Below are 17,463 nucleotides of genomic sequence, written 5' to 3'. Positions count from 1 at the left end.
CTTTGAGGTGGTCGGGGGTAGGGCCTTCCGGTGGAGCTACCCGTCGTTGACGAGGGCGAGCCTCAGGCGGCGCATCCTGGCAGGGCTGCCTGCCGCCGACGGGTCCGGGGCCTGAGGCGGTCAGGGGGCAGGGCGTCCTGGCGGGATTGCCTGCTGCCGACGCGGCCGGGTCTTGAGGTGGTCGGGGGGCGGGGCGTCCTACTGGAGCGGCCGCCGCCGACGAGCCCGGGTCCTGAGGCGACCGAGAGGTGGGGCGCCCCAGTGGAGCTGCCCGCCGCCGACGGGGCCGCGCCCTGAGGTGGTCGGGGGCGGGGCGTCCTGGTGGGACTGCCTGCTGCCGACGCGGCCGGGCCTTGAGGTGGCGGGGGGCGAGGCGTCCTACTGGAGCTGCCCGCTGCCGACGGGGCCGGGTCCTGAGGTGGCCGGGGGCGGGGCTTCCCCTGTGGAGCTATCCGTCGTCGACGGAGCCGAGCCTCAGGCGGCGCCTCCTGGCGGAGCTGCCCACCACCGGCGAGGCAGGGCGTCTCAGCGGAGCTGACCGCCGCCGACGAAGCAGCGACCGGGCGCGGGCGGCTCGGTGAAGCCAGCCGACGAAGCGGCGACCGGGGGCGGGCGGCTCGGTGGAGTTAGCCGCTGCCCGGCCCGGGGCCTGAGCCGGGCGGGGGCGGAGGCGGGGTGTTCTGGTGGATTTCCCAGAGGGCTGTTTCGGGGATGCCGGACTTGACGAGTTGTTCCCACGTCGTCATCCGGTCCACCGGATCGGCGAGCATCGTTCGCAGGAGGCGTCGTAACGCGGCGTGGTCGGCGCCGTCCTCGTGCCACATCGTGCCCAGCGCCTGGTGCATGGCGGGTGAGCGGACGGCCACCGTGCGCAGCAGTTCCTCCAGGATGCTGACGCGGTCGCGGAACGGGAGCGCGCCGCCCTCCCCCAGCGCCCGCAGCAGCAGGTCGAGGAGGCGGCGGTGGCGGGGGCGTGGCCGGTGGCGACGGCGACGACGACGTCGCCCATGCCGCTGGGTTCGGCGCCGCCGCCGAGCAGGACGTCCTCCACGCCGTCGGTGACGACGCGGTGCGCGGACAGGGCCGTGACCAGTCCGGACCAGCCGTCGGTGCCGAGCTGCCCCTTCCAGAGGTGGGTGAGGGCGGACCAGCGTTCCAGGTGGTCGGGGCCGGGCAGGAGGGACGAGACCGCGACGGGCTGCTCGGAGGCGGCGACGATGAGCAGGGTGAGGTTGGCGGAGTAGGCGGCCAGGCGGCGGGTCACGGTGTGGCGTACGGGGCGGAAGCCGGTGAAGTGGCGGCGCGTGCGTTCGTAGAGGGCGCGCCGCAGGAGGCCGGCGAGCTGGTCGGCGCAGCGGGCGCGCACCGCCGTGGGCACCTCGTCGAGCAGCTCCAGGAGGAAGCCGATGGTGGGAGCGCGTTCGGCGAGGCAGGAGTGGGAGGTGACGGCGTAGAGCAGGTCGTCGTCGACGGCCTGGACGACGGCGAGGGGTTCGTCGCCGGCCAGGCGGCGGCGCCGGTCGAGGTCGCGCAGGGCGTACAGGGTCAGCCAGGCGACCAGGAACTCGCCGAACGTGGAGTGCAGGAACGCGTGCCCGCGCCTGCGGACGAAGAAGAAGCGTTCGGTGGCTTTGCGGGCCCAGTCGACGGGTTCGTCCTCGTCGTCCTGGTCGTCCTCGCCGCCGTGGCAGAGGGCGGGCAGGTCGCGGTCGAGCTGGTCGTCGGTGACGACCTGGCTGCCGCGGGCGAGCATGGACAGGGCGACGGCGCCGAGCAGCACCAGCTCCTGGTCGATGGCGACGCGCCGGGCGCCGCCCGTTTCGCGTTCGGTGTAGTCGCGCAGCAGCACCTCGTACAGGCGGGCCCGGCCGAGCGGGCCGTGGTCGTGCTGCAGCGCGTTGCCGCCGGCGTCGTACAGGGCGAGCAGCAGCAGGAGCAGCGGCTGCCTGGCCATCTCGCCATGGACGAGCGCCGCCTCGGCGGGCAGCGGCTTGAGGTCGCGCCTGGCCAGCAGTGCCCGGTTGGCCTGGTCCCAGATGTCGAGCCACTGGCGTACCTGGTCGTCGTCGAACGGCAGGAGCTGCAGCGCGAGCAGCCCGTCGGGGAAGCGGACGCGGTCGGCCACGGCGGTGCGGGCGGTCACGATGACGGCGACCGGCCGCCCGAGCCCGGCCTCCCTGGCCTGGAACTCGCGGACCCGCTCCAGGTAGTCGTAGCGGTTGAGCCCGCCCTGCACCAGCTCGTCGAACCCGTCGAGCAGGATCACCGGCATGGCGCCGTCACCGGCCGCGACCAGGTCGGGGTAGGTCACCTCCTCCCCCAGCACCTCGCCGGCCGCCTGCTCGATCTGCCCGGCCACGTCGGCGCGGCCGCGTACGGCACGCAGCTCCACCCGGAACGGCAGGAACTCCGAGCGGGCCAGCCGGGCGGCCAGCACCTCGGTCAGCTTCGTCTTGCCCGAGCCGGGCTCGCCGAGGACGAGCAGCGGCGCGCGGGTGGCGCGCAGCGAGGTGAGGTGCCCGGCGAGGAACGCCTCGGGGTCGGGCAGCAGCCGCTGCCGCTCCCACCAGCCGCGCTCGGCCGGTGAGGATTCGCGGGTCGGCTCGGCCACCCGGCAGCGCGGGGTGAGGTAGCCCTCGCCGAGCAGCGGCAGGTAGACGTCCTCGGGCAGCTTGCCGGCCAGCAGGAGGGGCTGGTCGAGGGCGTTGGCGGCCATCCTGAGCCGGTGGATCATGGGGCGGTCGCCGACGCGGGGCGGGGCCAGCTCGGCCAGCAGCCACGCCACCCGCGACAGCGCCGTGGCGGGCGGCGGCCGCTCGGTGACGAGGCTGCGCACCCCGAACTCGTGGCTGTCGAGCGCCAGCGACCGGTAGTCCTCGTCGTAGATGCGCAGCGCGTGCGCGGTGGGGCCCTCCGCGAGCAGGCGGGGCAGGACGAGCTGGTCCTCGACGGCCAGCTCGTCCCACAGGGACAGGCCGCCGACGTACCCGGTCATGGCTTCGGCCATGCGGGCGTAGGCACGTTCCACGGCGGCGCGCGTCTCGGCGTAGGGGACGTGCGGCTCGGGCGTGGGCAGCCGCTCCAGCAGCAGCCCGGCGACCAGCCGGGCGTAGCGTTCGGCGGTCGGCACGCCGTGCGCGATGCGGTCGCCGCGGTCGAGCTGGTCGAGCGTGAACGGCAGCTTCGCCTCGCCGAGCGCCTCGAACCAGGCGGCGACGACGATCGCGGCGTGCGCCGCGGCCAGCCGTTCGGTGCGGGTGAAGCGGTTGGCGCCGCTCTTCAGCTCGGGCAGGCGGCGGGCGACGTCCTCGCCGTAGGCGATGACGGCGTCGCGCAGGTCGCGCAGGTTCGTGCTGAGGCGGGTGCCGCCGGCCAGCGCCCAGCCGGTACGCTCGGCCTCCGCGGCGAACCCGATCACCTTGACCAGCCGGCCGTCCTTGCATCCGAGAATCCTCAGGGCGTCGGCGTAGCTCGGTGCGTCGATCATGGCCTTCTCCCGGGGGATTGGGATGTCCCATCATGCGGTGTACGCCCCGTCCGGCGCAGGCTTGTTCGCCAGGACGACCGAGACGTCACCGGCGCGTCACGTTCCTTTCAGTGCCTGGGCGATCTCGGGCAGCGAGCCCGGGTCCTCGATGGTGGACGGGATGTCGTACGGGTTCCCGTCGGCGATGTCGCGCATCGTGGCGCGCAGGATCTTGCCGGAGCGGGTCTTCGGCAGCCGGGTCACGACGACGGCGCGGCGGAAGGCGGCGACGGGGCCGATGCGCTCGCGTACCAGCGCGGCCAGCTCCCGCTCGACGTCGTCGGGGTCGCGCCGCGCGCCGGCCTTCAGCACCACGAACCCCATGGGGAGCTGGCCCTTCAGCTCGTCGGCCACGCCGATCACCGCGCACTCGGCCACGTCGGGGTGGGAGGCGATGACCTCCTCCATGGCGCCGGTGGACAGGCGGTGCCCGGCGACGTTGATCACGTCGTCGATGCGGCCCATGACGTAGAGGTAGCCGTCCTCGTCGAGGTGGCCGCCGTCGCCCGTCAGGTAGTGCCCGGGATAACGTTCGAGGTAGGAGCGGGTGAAACGGGCCTCGTCGCGGTAGAGGGTGGGCAGCGCGCCGGGCGGGAGCGGCAGCTTCACGGTGACCGCCCCCTCGACGCCGGGCGGGCAGTCGTCGCCGTCACTGTCGAGCACGTGCACGTCCCAGCCGGGCACGGCCTTCGTCGGGGAGCCCGGCTTGATGGGCAGCGGCTCGATGCCGACGCAGTTGGCGGCGATCGGCCAGCCGGTCTCGGTCTGCCACCAGTGGTCGATGACGGGGACGCCGAGCAGGTCGGCGGCCCAGTGGTAGGTGTCGGGGTCGAGCCGCTCGCCGGCCAGGAAGAGGTGCCGCAGGCCCGACAGGTCCCACTTTTTCGCGAAAGCGCCGGACGGGTCCTCCTTCTTGATGGCGCGGATCGCGGTCGGGGCGGTGAACAGCGTCCGCACGCCGTGCGTGGCCACCACCCGCCAGAACGCGCCCGGGTCGGGGGTGCCGACGGGCTTGCCCTCGTACAGGACCGTGGTGCAGCCCGCCAGCAGCGGCGCGTACACGATGTAGGAGTGGCCCACCACCCAGCCCACGTCGGAGGCGGCCCAGTAGACCTCGCCGGGGGCGGCGCCGTACACGTGGGCCATGCTCCAGTGCAGCGCCACCGCGTGGCCGCCGTTGTCGCGCACGACGCCCTTGGGCGAGCCGGTCGTGCCGGAGGTGTAGAGGATGTAGAGCGGGTCGGTGGCGGCCACGCTCACGCACGGCGCCGGCTCCGCGCCGCGCACCGCCTGCGCCCAGTCGAGGTCGCGGCCCTCGCGCAGCTCCGCCGCGCACTGCGGGCGCTGCAGGATCACGCACCGGTCCGGCTGGTGCTCCGCCTGCTCCAGCGCGTCGTCCAGCAGCGGTTTGTACGCCACCACGCGCGCCGGCTCGATGCCGCACGACGCCGACAGCACCACCTTCGGCCGGGCGTGATCGATGCGCACCGCCAGCTCCCTGGCCGCGAACCCGCCGAACACCACCGAGTGCACCGCCCCCAGCCGGGCACAGGCCAGCATCGCGACCACCGCCTCCGGCACCATCGGCAGGTAGATCACCACGGTGTCGCCCGCGGTCACGCCGAGATCGCGCAGCATGCCGGCCGTCCTCGCCACCTCGTCCCGCAGTTCGGCGTAGGTCAGGACGCGGGTGGTGCCGGTGACGGGGCTGTCGTGGATCAGCGCCGGCTGCGCGCCGCGGCCCCGCTCGATGTGCCGGTCCACGGCGTTGTGGCAGGTGTTGAGCCGGCCGTCGGGGAACCAGCGGCCCCGGTCGTACACGGTGGCGGGCGGCACGTCCCAGTCGATCCCGCGGGCGGCCTCCCCCCAGAACTGCTCGGGTTGCTCGATGCTGCGCCGGTAGACCTCGTCGAAACCGCTCACCCGTCGATCAGAACAGCCTGCGGCCCCATGGCGCAAGATATCGGGGTGGACGATGACGTGATCCTTTCCGTGGTGGTGGGGTCGAGGGCGTACGGGCTGGACACCGACGACTCCGACACCGACCGGCGCGGCGTGTTCGTGGCGCCGACCTCGGCGTTCTGGCGGCTGGACAAACCGGCCACCCACCGGGACGGGCCGCTGCCCGAGCAGTTCTCCTGGGAGGTGGAGCGCTTCTGCGCGCTGGCCCTGGACGCCAACCCCACCGTCCTGGAGTGCCTGTGGTCCCCGATCGTGGAGGTGATCACACCCACCGGGCAGCGGCTGCGGGACCTGCGCGAGGCCTTCCTGTCCGAACGGGCGCAGCGCTCCTTCGCCGGGTACGCCGAGGCGCAGCTGCGCCGGCTCGACCCCGAACGGCCCAACTGGAAGCAGGCCATGCACATGATCCGGCTGCTGCTCAGCGGGCTGCACCTCGTCCGGCACGGCGAACCGCTCGTCGGCATGCGGGCCCACCGGGAGCGGCTGCTGGCGGTGCGGCGCGGGCAGGTGCCGTGGGACTCCCTGATCGCCTGGCGGGCCGCCCTGTCCGCCGAGCTGGCCGCCGAGACGAGCGTCCTACCGCAGCGGCCGGATCGGGAGCGGGTGGAGGAGTTCCTGGTGCGGGTGCGGGAGGAGAACCTGCCGCCGTGTCCTCCGTGAGCCTGGTGGGGCGGGACGACGCGCTGCGGGCCGTCTCGGAGGTGCTGCTGAGCGGGGGCGGCGGGTGCGTGGTGGTCGAAGGGCCCGCCGGGATCGGCAAGAGCCGGCTGCTGGAGGAGGCCGCCGCCGTCGCGCGGGCGCGCGGGCTGGTGGTGGCGGTGGGGCGGGCGACGGAGCTGGATCGGGTGGCGCCGCTTTCCACCCTGCTGCGCGCGCTCGGCTCCCTGGACGACCTCGATCTCGGGGCGCTGGGTGGGCTCGGCTCGCCGGGTGTTTTGGGCTCGCCGGGTGATCCGGGCTCGTCGGGTGGGCTCGGCTTGGCGGGTGGGCTCGGCTTGGCGGCGGCCGGTGGCGGGCCGTTCCTGGCGGTCGAGCGGGCCGGTGAGGCGATCGAGCGGATCAGCCGGTTGCGGCCGCTGGCGATCGTCCTCGACGACGTGCAGTGGGCGGACGAGCTGACCTGCCTCGCGCTGCGGCAGCTCGTGCCGGGGCCGGCCGGGTCGCCGGTGGCGTGGCTGCTCGCCCGGCGACCGCTCCCAGAGCAGGAGGCGGTGGACCGGCTGATCGCGGAGGGCGCGCGCCGGGTGCCGCTGCCGCCGCTCGGGCCGGACGAGGCGGCCGAGCTGTGCCGGCTCCTCCTGGGGGCCGCGCCCGGGGCGTCGGTGCTGGAGCTGGCGCGGGGCGCGGGCGGGAACCCGTTCCTGCTGGAGGAGGTGCTGAACGGGCTGCGCGCGGAGGGCCGGATCTCGGTGGACGGCGGCGGCGTGGCATCGGTGACCCTGCGAGGCGGCGACGGCGGGGTGGCGTCGGCGGGTCCGTTGGGTGGCGAGGCGCCGGTGACGGTGGGCGGCGGGGTGATGGAGCTGCCGGCGGGGTTCGTGGCGGCCGTCGAGCGGCGGTTGCGCGAGCTGTCGGGTGAGACGCGGCGGCTGCTGGAGGCCGGGGCCGTCCTGCGGCGGCCGTTCACGCTGCACGAGGTCGCGGGGCTGCTCGGCGCCGTGCCGGGCGCGCTGGTGGGGCAGGTCGAGCAGGCCGTACGGGCGGGGGCGCTGGTCGGTGACGGCGATCGGCTGGTGTTCCGCCACGACCTCATCAGGGAGGCCCTGTACGGCGGGCTGGCCCCCGCCATCAGGACGGCGCTGCACCGGGAGGCCGCGGCCGTGCTCCGGCGCGAGGGCCGGCCGCCGGCGGAGCTCGCCGAGCACCTGCGCCAAGGGGCCGGGGTGGGGGACGCGGCGGCGATCCGGGAGCTCCGGGCCGCCGCCGAGGAGATGACCCCCGCCGCCCCCTCGGCCGCCGCCGACCTGATGCTCCGGGCCCTCGAACTGTCGGCCCCTGAACCGGGCGGCGGGCTGGTGGCCGGGGTGGTGCGGTTGCTGGCCTCGGCGGGGCGGCTGGGCGAGGCGCGGGAGATCGCCGACACGCACGGGGTTCCCCGTGGGGCGGCCGAGGAGGCGGGGATCGCGTTCGGGCTGGCCGAGGCGCTCAAGCACGCCGGCGACGACCGGGCCGTCCTCGACCGCACGGGCCGCGCGCTCGGCCTGCCGGGCGTTCCTGCGCGGGAACGGGCCCGGTTGCTCGCCGTCCGGGCGCACGCGCTGATGATGACGGGCCACGTCGACGCGGCCGACGACGCGGCGCGGAAAGCCATCGCGGAGGCACAGGCGAGTGGCGCGGCCGAGCCGACCGGCGCGAGCAACGCGACGGGTTCCGGCAGGGCGGCCGGCTCAGGCAAGGCGACGGGCTCGGGCAGGACGGCCGGCGGGGGCGAGGAGGTCGGTGGGGGCGAGGTCGTCGGTGGAGGCGAGGTCGTCGCTGGAGGCGAGGTCGTCGGTGGGGAGGTGTTCGCGCAGGTGGTCGGGTTGCAGGCGCGGTCCACCGTGGCGATCTTCCGTGGTGAGCTGGGTGAGGCGTTGCGTCACGCCGAGCGTTCGGTCGCGATGGCGGACGCGGCGGGCGGCGAGACGGCGCACCGGCATCCGCGGTTGTGGCTGGGGGCGGCGCTGACGGCGCTGGACAGGTTCGAGGAGGCGGCGGACGTCTACGCGGTGGTCGAGCGGGAGTGCTCCCGCCTCGGTACGGCGTGGGCGCTGCCGTTGCTGCACCGGTTCAGGGCCGAGCTGCTGCTGGCGTGGGGGCGGCTCGACGACGCGGCGGCCGAGGCCGAGACGGGGCTGCGGGTGGCGGAGCGGCTCTCGGCGATGGCGCTGGCGCCCGCGTTGCTGGGGGTGCTCGGGCACGTGGCGCTGCTGCGGGGCGAGCCGTCGGTGGCGCGCGACGCGCTGGACCGGGGGCTGGCCCTGGCCGGCGACGGGCCGGGGCTGGTGGCCGAGGAACTGCGGTGGCGGCGTGGCCGGCTTCCGTCGGCCGGGGTGCTGCCGTACCTGGTGGTGCAGGAGCCGTGGACGGCGGCGCGGGCGCGGTCGGTGCCCGGCATGCTGGAGTGCGTGCGGGACCTGGCCCGGCGCAACCCCGGCCATGCGTCGCTGGCGGCGGGTGCGGCGCACGCCGAGGGGCGGCTGGCGGAGGCCATCGAGCTGTACCGGGCCGGCCCGCGACCGCTCGGCCTGGCAGCGGCGCTGGAGGACGCGGGACGGCGGGAGGAAGCCCAGGAGGTGTACCGGGCATGCGGCGCGATCCAGGGCGCCGCATCCCTGGACACCGCATCCCCGGTCACCGCGCCTCTGGACACCGCAGCCCAGAGCGTCGCGCCTCAAAGCACCGCACCTTCAGGCACCACACCACCAGGTGCCGCGCCTGAAGGCGCCGCACCCCTGACTGCCAAATCCTCGGGCGCCCCACCTCCAGGCGCCACTCCCCCAGGGGCCGCATCGCCAGGTGCCACGGATCCGGGTGGGAGGCCCGGCGTGGGGTGGGCGGCGTTGACCGGGGCTGAGTTGCGGGTGGTGCGGCTGGTCGCGCAAGGGTTGACGAACAGGGAGACCGCGGCCGCCCTGTTCCTGTCGCCGCACACCGTCGACACCCACCTGCGCCACGCCTTCGCCAAGCTGGGCGTGAACAGCCGGGTGGAGCTGACCCGCCAGGTGCTGACGCACGAGCCGCCCACCCCTTGACGGCCCTCAGTCCGGGAGCAGGGGGAGCAGGGTCTCGGCGTCGTGTGGTGTGATGTCGATTCCGAGCTCCGCGTGCAACCACCCCGCGAGCTCCGCCGCCGTCGCGAAGCTCCGTCCCTCCAGTCGCACCCGCGAGTCGGCGGTCGTGCGCTGGGCGAGGACGTGGCGGGTGAAGGGGGACTGCGGGTGGTGGGAGACGTAGTAGTTGGCGACCTCGAAGTCGCTGGGGAGCTGCGGCTCGTCCGGCCGGAAGGCGTAGAGCTGCTCCTCCCCCGCGTACAGGACCCAGAAGCCGTCCTCGCGCGCCAGCCGCCACCGCCAAGGCCCCGACTGCACCGACGCCCCCTCCTCGAACGGCATCGGCTCCACCAGGCCCTCGCCGCCGAAGCCGACGTCCGCCAGCCACGTGCGGCCCTCCGCCACGACGGTGAGCATGGCGTGGGAGCGCGGCAGGTGGCGGCGGCCGCCGAGGCGGATCCTGGCCAGGTGGCGGGTGACGGTGAAGCCGAGGCGTTCGAGGGCGGCGGCGAACAGCAGGTTGTGCTCGTGGCAGTACCCGCCGCGCCCGCCGGTGACCATCTTGTCCTGGAGGCTGCCGAGGTCGAGGGAGATGTCCCGGCCGAGGAGCACGTCGAGGTTCTCGAAGGGGATGGCGCGCACGTGTGCCAGGTGGACGGCGCGCAGGGTGCCCGCCGCCGGGGTGTGCGGCCCGTCGTACCCGATCCGCCTGAGGTAGGCGTCGATGTCGAGCTTTTCGATATCCCAAGTCATGTGATCAACAATGCCGGGTACGGGGGCCGCCGCGCATCACGCGTTCACGGGATCCGCCGACAGGACCAGCCTTATGGCGAAATTTCGGTATCCGGCCCGTTCGAAGGCCCGCGCCATCGGCACGTTGCCCGCGTCCGTGTCGGCCACGATCCGCTGCACCCCGCGTTCGGCATGGAAGCGGGTGATCTCGGCGAGCAGGTCGTTCACGTAGCCGTGGCCGCGCTGCTCCGGCACCACCCCGAGGTAGCCGACGACGGGCCCGCCGTTGTTGGCCGACGGCAGCGCGACCCCCACCAGCTCCCCGGCCTTGTCGTAGGCCAGCCGCCACCACGCCCGCTCCCCCGGCATCTGCCTGTAGTCGGAGACGTCCTCGCGGGCCTGCGCCTCCGCTCCCATGGTGGCCACGGCCTGGCGGGTGTGGTGGTCGAGCGTCCCGGCCGCCACCCGCATGAACGCGGCCACGAACGCCTCGTCGTCGTCATCCCCGCGGAAGACCAGCCGGTCGGACGGCTCAGGCACCTCCGCCTCGTCCGCCGTCCACTCGTAACGCAGGCGTTCGAGCTCGTCGGTCAGCCCGGCGCGCCCGGCGGCCTCCCACCTCCAGGCGACGGCCGCGCTCGCCTTGGGGTCGTCGCGCCAGCCGCCCGAGACGAAGACGTGGTACGCGGGCGACTTCCCGAAGGCGTCGTGGGCCCGGGTCAGCAGCTCGGCGGCCAGGCCCACCCGGTCGGGGACCGAGGGGGCGACGTACAGGCAGTCGAGGGCGAGCGGCCGGTCGTTGCCGGGAAAGCTCCACCACACGGCGCGGGCCTTGATCTCGCCGCCCGGCTCGTCCTCGGCGAGCCAGATGCGGTCGTAGCCGTAGGCGCCGTCCTCCAGGAACGACAGCAGCCGGTCGGGGTGGGACCAGCTGATGGACTCGTCGACGACGCAGCCGAGCAGGCGGTCTAGATCGTCCTCGACGGCGGGACGGAAACGCATGAATCCTCCGAGAAGCAGAAGCGGGCGCGGCGGACGCCCGTGAACATGCCGAACATCTTCTCGCGCCTCCTTTCTTCTGACTTTTCGGCCTCAGCGCGTACCTTAGCGGAAATCTCACGACAGGATGGGCGGGTGAGCTCCTACCACGACGACGACACACTGCCCCTCCAGCCCCCGATCCGGCTGCCCGCCAAGGCCACCCTCGCCGCCGCCGTGCGCGCCGCGCCCCTGGCGGAGGAGCTGAAGCCGGAGGGCGACGACACCGAGGTGCTGGCCTTCTGGGCGGCGCGCTGCCGGGAGCGGCTGGCCGAGGACGAAGGGCTGCTGCTGGAGCTGGTGCGGCTGTTCCTGTCCAGGGAGCCGCTCAGGGGCGAGGCGTCCGAGACGCTGACGGGGCTCGGCCTGGTACGGCAGGCGGAGCCGTACACGCTGAGCTGGCTCGGCCTGTGGGTGGCGCGGCAGATCATCGCCGAGACGACCGGGCAGGACATCCCCGTCATGGGGACGCTCGCGGACGCCGACGCGGCGACGCTGCTGCACGGCCTGCGCTCCTACCCGGAGAGCGAGCGCGGCGAGGAGCTGGCCGGCTGGCTGAAGGGCCGCGACGAGCGGCAGGCGGTGGACGAGATCGCCTCGGTGCTCGGCACCGTGAGCCCGCTCAGCCGGGCCGTCGGCGTGGAGCTGCTGTGGACGGCGTTCGGCGAGGACGGGCGGCAGGCGCTGACCCGGCTGCTGGAGGAGCCCAAGCTCGGCGCGGTGATCGCGGCCAGGATCGGCAAGGAGGAGCGGCAGCCGTCGCCCGAGGAGATCGCGTGGGTGCTGGTGGACATGGCGGCGGCGCTGCTGGAGTTCGGCGGCGAGACCGGCGAGGTGATCGAGTCGATCGCGATGGGCATGCAGGCGGAGGAGCAGGCGGGCACGATCGCGATCCTGGCGTTCGGGGACCATCCGTGGACGGGGCAGGTGCTGCGCGTGCTCATCGAGCACCATCCGGACGAGCGGGTGGCCGCCGCGGCCCGCAAGGCGCTACGCCGGCTGCGCGGCCTGGCCGACCTGCGCGGATGAGGCCCGCGGAGGCGCCCATGATCGCGACGGCTCCGGCCTGCGGAGGCGACCCCGATCGCGGCGGCTCCGGCCTGCGGAGGCGACCCCGATCACGGCGGCTCCGGCCTGCGGGGATGTGCCGGTCGTGACGGTCGCGGCACGCGGCGGCGGGCGGCGGCGGTAGAGTCGGCTCGGTGACTGAGCATGCGATCTCCCCTCAGACCGGCATCCTGGGTGACACGTTCGCCTGCGGCTGCGGCGTGATCCTCGGCGGCCGGATGTCCGCCGAGCTGCACGCCGCCGAGAACGGCCTGTGCTCGGCCTGCCTCGGCTCGACCGAGGAGGAGGTGGCGCCCGGCCTGAACCGCCCCTGCACCTCGTGCGCGGGCAGCGGCCGGCGCCGGGAGCAGGTCAACTGGCAGCTCGCGCACGCCGAGGCCGAGCACCTGATCACGATGACGGTCGTGCGCGGCGTCGTGGCGGGCTTCGACGGCCCGTTCCGCCTGTCGGAGGTGGCCGACACGGTCCGCAACGGGCTGGGGCTGCCCGCGGGGCGGCTGCCGGTCGGGCCGCGGGTGCGCGACCTGCTGCTGCAACTGCAGGCGGCGGGCGAGATCACCATGCTGTCGGCGCCCGACGAGATGGTGGGCACGGACATGGTGCTCTACCGCGACCCGCAGTGGCAGCGCGCCCGCACCCTCGGCCTCTGACGCTCCGCCGATCGGCCTCTGACGCTCCTCCGATCGCCGGCGGCTCGGCTCGTCGTCTCGACGAGGTCGCGCAGCAGCTCAGCTCGTCGCCTCGACGAGATCGCGCAGCAGTTCGCCGCCCAGCCGGGCGCTCTGCTCCCGCCACTCGGCCATGAGCCATTCCAGCACGCGGATGTACAGCACCTGGGCGAGGTTCTCGTCGGCGTCGCGCATGAGCTCCTCGACGATCCCGAAGCACTCGGCGGCCAGCCGCTCGTCACCGGCGCGCAGGGCGGGCTCGAAGACGCCCCACCAGAAGATCACGGACATGACGCCGTACGCGTCCGCCGGCGCCATGCCGGGCGCCTCCGCGGCGTCCTCCGCCTCCTCCGCCTCCATGGCGGCCAGCAGCGGCCGGGCCTCGGGGAGCCGTCGCCGCAGGTATGCGCGGAAATCGTGGTATCGCACGGCGGGCACGAGCGACACCTTATGGCGCGCCGGTCAGGTCGCGGTTGCGGGGATGCGGCAGAGGATCTCGCCGTGCAGGATCGACAGCCAGCCGTCCTCGGCCGCCGCCCACTCCCGCCACCCGTCGGAGATGCGCCGCAGGTCGGTCTCGGTGGCGGCGCCGGTGGCGAGGGCCCGCTCGGCCATGGCCGATGACAGGACGCGCTCGGCCCACATGCCGCCCCACCAGGCGCGGTCCTCGGGGGTGGCGAAGCACCAGGTGCTGGAGGTGGCGGTGACGTCCTCGAAGCCCGCCTGCCGGGCCCACGACAGCAGCCGCCGCCCGGCGTCGGGCTCGCCGCCGTTGCCGCGCGCGACCCGCTGGTAGAGGGCGAGCCATTCGTCCAGCGCCGGTATGCGCGGCCACCAGGTGAAGGCCGAGTAGTCGCTGTCGCGGGCGGCGACGAACCCGCGCGGCTTGGTGACCCGCCCCATCTCGCGCAGCGCCCGCACGGGGTCGCCGACGTGCTGGAGCACCTGGTGGGCGTGCACGACGCAGAAGGTGTCGTCGGGGTAGGCCAGCGCGTGCACGTCGGCGACGGCGAAGTCCACGTTCGGCAGCCCTCTCGCCGTCACCTCGGCCCTGGCCAGGTCGAGGGCGTCGGCGGTGACCTCGGAGGCCGTCACGTGCCCGTCGGGGACGAGCGCCGCCAGGTCGGCGGTGATCGTGCCGGGGCCGCTGCCCACGTCAAGGATCTTCATGTGCGGCTTGAGGTGGGGCAGCAGGTACGCGGCCGAGTTCGCGGCGGTGCGCCAGCGGTGCGAGCGCAGCACGGACTCGTGGTGGCCATGCGTGTAGACGGCGTCCATCGGCGAAACTCCCTCGTTTTCGATGACGTTGCCGACCACCCTAGCGCTGGTCTCACTATTCAAGAGAGAACGTCTTGCATGTCGAGACACGGCGCGGATTGCGTACACTTTGCCGGGAATCTTCCGAGGAAGGAGCACAGGTGGCAGGACAGGCCAGGCCGATCGTGACCGTGGGCGACCCGGTGCTGCACAGCCCGTGCGAGCCGGTCACCCGATTCGACGGCGAGCTGGCGGCGCTCGTGGACGACATGTTCGCCAGCATGTACGCGGCCGAGGGCGTGGGCCTGGCGGCCAACCAGATCGGCGTGCCGCTGCGCGTGTTCGTCTACGACTGCCCCGACGCCGAGGGCGTGCGCCACAAGGGCGTGGTCGTGAACCCGGAGCTGAAGGTGCCCGGCCTCGGCGAGCGGCGTCTCGACGCGGGCGACGAGGGCTGCCTGTCCGTGCCCGGCCAGTACGCGCCGCTCCCCCGTCCCGACCGTGCGACCGTGCGCGGATCCGACGTGAACGGCGAGCCGGTCACGGTCGAGGGCAGCGGCCTGCTGGCCCGCTGCCTGCAGCACGAGTGCGACCACCTCGACGGTTACCTCTACATCGACCGCCTGCCGGCCAAGCGCCGCAAGCAGGTGCTGGCGGCGTACCAGGAATCCACTAAAGCGGATAAAGCACCGCTATAGTGGAGGAATGAACGGCGAAGGGGTCCTGTCCAGCGGCCTGTCCATGGGCGAGCTGGGGCAGCGCATCCGGGGCGAGCGGCAAGCGCGCGGGCTGTCCATCGAGCGGCTGGCCGAGCTGAGCGGCATCAGCAGGAGCATGGTCTCCGAGGTCGAGCGGGGCACGAAGACGCCGACCGTCCTGGTGCTCGACCGGCTGGCCACGGCGCTGGGCACGTCCATCGCGCGGCTGCTCGACGAGCCCGCGCACAGCGCGATGCGGGTGCTGCGGCACAGCGAGCAGCGGGTGCTGCGCGACCCGTCCGGCTGGGAGCGGCGGGTGCTGTCGCCGGTGCTCGGCGACGTGGAGTTCGAGTTCATGCGCACCACCATCGGGCCCGGCGTGGACGCGGGCGAGTTCAGCCCGCACGCGCCCGGCTCGCGCGAGTACCTCGCCGTCGAGCACGGCAGCCTGCGGCTGACGATCAACGGCAGGCCGTACGAGCTTGCGGCCGGCGACTCGGCCTACTACCCGGGCGACTGCCGCCACGCCTACGCCAACGACGGCACCACCGACTGCGTCTTCTACCTCGCCATGGAGGTGAGTGGAGTCGGGCAGCACGAACCACGGAGGGAATCCCCCGATGCATGACCTGCGCGAGGCCGGCGCCAAGGCGGCCCGGATCATGGCCGACCACCTGGAGGGCGTCGCGGAGCGGCCGGTGTGGCGGCCGGTGCCCGACGGCGAGCTGGCCTGGCTCACCGGCCAGGAGCTGCCTGAGACCGGGCGCGCGCTGGACGACCTGCTGGAGGACGCGCGCGAGCACGTGCTGCCGTACCCGATGGGCAACGGGCACCCGCGCTTCTTCGGCTGGGTGAACTCGCCGCCCAACCCGGCGGGCGTCCTCGTCGAGCCGCTGGCCGCCGCGCTCAACCCGAGCTGCGCCGGCGGCGACCACGCGGGCCCGCACCTGGAGCGCACGGTGGTGCGCTGGCTGGCCGGCCTCGTCGGCTTCCCGCACCCGCCCGGCGGCGGCCTGCTGACCAGCGGCGCGTCCATGGCGACCGTGATCTGCCTGGCCACCGCCCGCCAGCAGGCGGCGCTCGCCGACGGCTGGGACGCCCGCGAGGAGGGCCTGTCCGGGCGGCCGCCCCTGGTCATGTACGTCACCGAGGAGGGCCACAGCTGCCTGCACAAGGCGGCCCAGCTGCTCGGCCTCGGCTCGCGCAACGTCCGCCTCGTGCCGGTGGACGGCGCGTACCGGATGGACGTGCGCGCGCTGCGCGCCATGATCGCCGAGGACCTCGACGCGGGGCTGCGGCCGTTCTGCGTGGCGGGCAGCGCGGGCACGGTGAACTCCGGCGCGGTGGACCCACTCGACGACATCGCGGACGTGGCCGCGTCGTACGGGCTGTGGTTCCATGTGGACGGCGCGTACGGCGCGCTCGGCGTCCTGGCCGGCGGGGCGGCGCCGCACTACGCCGGGATGGAGCGGGCCGACTCGCTGGCCCTCGACCCGCACAAGTGGCTCGGCGTGCCGGTCGGCTGCGGCTGCGCGCTGCTGCGCGACCCGGCCGCCGCGCGGGCGGCGTTCAGCCTGGTGCCGTCGTACCTGGTGGACGAGAACGCGGGCGACCTCGGCTGGTTCGCCGAGTACGGGCCGGAGCAGACCCGGCCGTTCCGTGCGCTGAAGACGTGGGCGACGCTGTCGTACCTGGGCAGGTCGGGTGTCAAGGGCCTGGTGGAGCACACGACCGGGCTGGCCCGCACGCTCGGCGAGATGATCGAGGCGGCCCCCGACTTCGAGCTGCTCGCCCCGGTCACCACCTCGATCACCGCCTTCCGCCACACGCCGCGCGCCGGCGCGCTCCCGCGCGAGGTGGACGCGCTCAACCGCGCCCTGCCCGTCGCGGTGCAGGCGCGCGGCAACGCGTTCCTGACGGGCACCCGGCTCGGCGGGCGCGACGCGCTGCGGACCTGCATCCTGCACCCCGGCACCACCGAGCAGGACCTGGTGGTGCTCCTGGAGGAGATCCGGCTGGCCGCCAAGGCACTCTGACGCCGCGGTACGTCGCGCCGGTGAGAGGCGCATCCGCCCGGGTAGGGGGTCGCCGAACCGACCTACAGGAGGATCCCATGGCGAGAACCGTGGCAGACGTGATGACCTCTCACCCCGCGACGGTCGAGGCCGACCAGCCGGTGTCCGTCGCGGCGAGCCTGATGCGCGACAACGACACCGGCGCGGTCATCGTCAACGACAACGGCCGCATCAAGGGCATCGTCACCGACCGCGACATCACGGTGCGGGTGACCGCCGACGAGCGCGGCCCGGACACGCCCGTCCGCGACGCGTGCAGCCCGTCCGTGGAGGCCGTCGGCCCCGACACCAGCATCGACCAGGCCGTCCAGCTCATGCGCACGCACGCCGTGCGCCGCCTGCCCGTGGTCGAGGACGGCCGCGCCGTCGGCGTCGTCAGCCTCGGCGACCTGGCGATGGAGCGGGACCCGAACTCCGCGCTCGCGGACATCTCGGCGGCGGAGGGCAACCGGTAGTACCGTCGGCGTGTGGTCACCGTCGATGACGTACGGCAGTTCGCGCGCACGCTCCCGCGCTCGTCGGAGCACCTCATCAGAGACCGCGTGAAGTTCCGCGTGGGCAGGATCGTCTACGTGGCGTTCTCGCGTGACGAGAGCCTGATGGGGTTCGGGTTCCCGAAGGAGGAACGCGCCGCGCTGGTCGCGGCCGAGCCCGCGAAGTTCCTCCTGCCGAGGGAGTCGGACCTGC

Annotated in this window: 14 protein-coding genes and 1 pseudogene; 9 read left to right on the top strand and 6 right to left on the bottom strand. The window is 74.1% G+C overall.

The genetic code is table 11. The features are described from left to right. Nucleotides 1-742 precede the first annotated feature (742 nt). Together KIS93_RS00075 and KIS93_RS00070 are read right to left on the bottom strand one after the other, a co-directional pair. Nucleotides 743-3,487, bottom strand: a complete 2,745-nt coding sequence (locus KIS93_RS00075) for an NACHT domain-containing protein (protein ID WP_186403488.1) — start codon at nt 3,485-3,487, stop codon at nt 743-745. A gap of 96 nt (nt 3,488-3,583) precedes the next feature. Continuing rightward, complete coding sequence (locus tag KIS93_RS00070) at nt 3,584-5,449, bottom strand: propionyl-CoA synthetase (protein WP_080040359.1); 1,866 nt, start codon at nt 5,447-5,449, stop codon at nt 3,584-3,586. 45 nt (nt 5,450-5,494) lie between these two features. Here KIS93_RS00070 and KIS93_RS00065 point away from each other — a divergent pair, with 45 nt between their 5' ends. Both KIS93_RS00065 and KIS93_RS00060 read left to right on the top strand, forming a co-directional pair. Then, nucleotides 5,495-6,148 (top strand): nucleotidyltransferase domain-containing protein, encoded by a 654-nt coding sequence (locus KIS93_RS00065; RefSeq protein WP_230466326.1) that lies wholly within the window; start codon nt 5,495-5,497, stop codon nt 6,146-6,148. Further along, nucleotides 6,136-9,222 carry a helix-turn-helix transcriptional regulator gene (locus KIS93_RS00060; RefSeq protein WP_186403487.1) on the top strand — a complete coding sequence of 1,029 codons (3,087 nt, stop codon included), beginning with the start codon at nt 6,136-6,138 and terminating at the stop codon, nt 9,220-9,222. Before KIS93_RS00065 ends, KIS93_RS00060 begins: the two co-directional genes overlap by 13 nt. Nucleotides 9,223-9,228: 6 nt before the next feature. Here the strand turns inward: KIS93_RS00060 and KIS93_RS00055 are convergent, their stop codons facing one another. After that, the gene (locus KIS93_RS00055; RefSeq protein ID WP_080040362.1) at nt 9,229-9,993 is read right to left on the bottom strand and encodes an arylamine N-acetyltransferase family protein; all 765 of its coding nucleotides are present in this window, start codon (nt 9,991-9,993) and stop codon (nt 9,229-9,231) included. 36 nt (nt 9,994-10,029) lie between these two features. Beyond that, nucleotides 10,030-10,974, bottom strand: coding sequence for a GNAT family N-acetyltransferase (locus tag KIS93_RS00050; protein WP_080040363.1), 945 nt, complete (start codon nt 10,972-10,974; stop codon nt 10,030-10,032). Between the two features lie 132 nt (nt 10,975-11,106). On the opposite strand from KIS93_RS00050, the gene KIS93_RS00045 reads away from it, so the two are divergent. Both KIS93_RS00045 and KIS93_RS00040 read left to right on the top strand, forming a co-directional pair. Beyond that, nucleotides 11,107-12,039 carry a hypothetical protein gene (locus KIS93_RS00045; RefSeq protein ID WP_080040364.1) on the top strand — a complete coding sequence of 311 codons (933 nt, stop codon included), beginning with the start codon at nt 11,107-11,109 and terminating at the stop codon, nt 12,037-12,039. A 173-nt stretch (nt 12,040-12,212) separates the two neighbouring features. Further along, nucleotides 12,213-12,728, top strand: coding sequence for a hypothetical protein (locus KIS93_RS00040; RefSeq protein ID WP_080040365.1), 516 nt, complete (start codon nt 12,213-12,215; stop codon nt 12,726-12,728). A 78-nt stretch (nt 12,729-12,806) separates the two neighbouring features. Here the strand turns inward: KIS93_RS00040 and KIS93_RS00035 are convergent, their stop codons facing one another. Further along, the gene (locus KIS93_RS00035) at nt 12,807-13,184 is read right to left on the bottom strand and encodes a hypothetical protein (RefSeq protein WP_155127971.1); all 378 of its coding nucleotides are present in this window, start codon (nt 13,182-13,184) and stop codon (nt 12,807-12,809) included. Nucleotides 13,185-13,208: 24 nt separating this feature from the next. Beyond that, nucleotides 13,209-14,024, bottom strand: coding sequence for a methyltransferase domain-containing protein (locus KIS93_RS00030; protein ID WP_080046928.1), 816 nt, complete (start codon nt 14,022-14,024; stop codon nt 13,209-13,211). Between the two features lie 140 nt (nt 14,025-14,164). Between KIS93_RS00030 and def the strand changes: the two genes are divergently transcribed. From def to KIS93_RS00005, 5 genes and pseudogenes are all read left to right on the top strand, one after another. Continuing rightward, nucleotides 14,165-14,701 carry a peptide deformylase gene (def, locus tag KIS93_RS00025; protein ID WP_186403486.1) on the top strand — a complete coding sequence of 179 codons (537 nt, stop codon included), beginning with the start codon at nt 14,165-14,167 and terminating at the stop codon, nt 14,699-14,701. A gap of 7 nt (nt 14,702-14,708) precedes the next feature. Continuing rightward, on the top strand, nt 14,709-15,329 hold the full coding sequence (locus KIS93_RS00020; protein WP_080040368.1) for a helix-turn-helix domain-containing protein: 621 nt from the start codon (nt 14,709-14,711) through the stop codon (nt 15,327-15,329). After that, complete coding sequence (locus tag KIS93_RS00015; RefSeq protein WP_080040369.1) at nt 15,322-16,737, top strand: pyridoxal phosphate-dependent decarboxylase family protein; 1,416 nt, start codon at nt 15,322-15,324, stop codon at nt 16,735-16,737. Before KIS93_RS00020 ends, KIS93_RS00015 begins: the two co-directional genes overlap by 8 nt. A gap of 77 nt (nt 16,738-16,814) precedes the next feature. Next, nucleotides 16,815-17,231, top strand: coding sequence for a CBS domain-containing protein (locus tag KIS93_RS00010; RefSeq protein ID WP_080040370.1), 417 nt, complete (start codon nt 16,815-16,817; stop codon nt 17,229-17,231). Nucleotides 17,232-17,243: 12 nt separating this feature from the next. Then, nucleotides 17,244-17,463: pseudogene (locus KIS93_RS00005) on the top strand (MmcQ/YjbR family DNA-binding protein); the annotation flags it as partial.

Source organism: [Actinomadura] parvosata subsp. kistnae (assembly GCF_900323885.1).
Lineage (GTDB): Bacteria > Actinomycetota > Actinomycetes > Streptosporangiales > Streptosporangiaceae > Nonomuraea > Nonomuraea composti.
Note: the sequence above shows the minus strand (reverse complement) of the source record. Positions and strands in the feature narration are given on the sequence as shown.

What these genes read in the sequence shown, in the direction of transcription:
- KIS93_RS00010 (WP_080040370.1), top strand. Translation starts at nt 16,815, where the DNA reads ATGGCGAGAACCGTGGCAGACGTGATGACCTCTCACCCCGCGACGGTC.
- KIS93_RS00050 (WP_080040363.1), bottom strand. Translation starts at nt 10,974, where the DNA reads ATGCGTTTCCGTCCCGCCGTCGAGGACGATCTAGACCGCCTGCTCGGC.
- KIS93_RS00075 (WP_186403488.1), bottom strand. Translation starts at nt 3,487, where the DNA reads ATGATCGACGCACCGAGCTACGCCGACGCCCTGAGGATTCTCGGATGC.
- KIS93_RS00020 (WP_080040368.1), top strand. Translation starts at nt 14,709, where the DNA reads ATGAACGGCGAAGGGGTCCTGTCCAGCGGCCTGTCCATGGGCGAGCTG.
- KIS93_RS00030 (WP_080046928.1), bottom strand. Translation starts at nt 14,024, where the DNA reads ATGGACGCCGTCTACACGCATGGCCACCACGAGTCCGTGCTGCGCTCG.
- KIS93_RS00015 (WP_080040369.1), top strand. Translation starts at nt 15,322, where the DNA reads ATGCATGACCTGCGCGAGGCCGGCGCCAAGGCGGCCCGGATCATGGCC.
- KIS93_RS00055 (WP_080040362.1), bottom strand. Translation starts at nt 9,993, where the DNA reads ATGACTTGGGATATCGAAAAGCTCGACATCGACGCCTACCTCAGGCGG.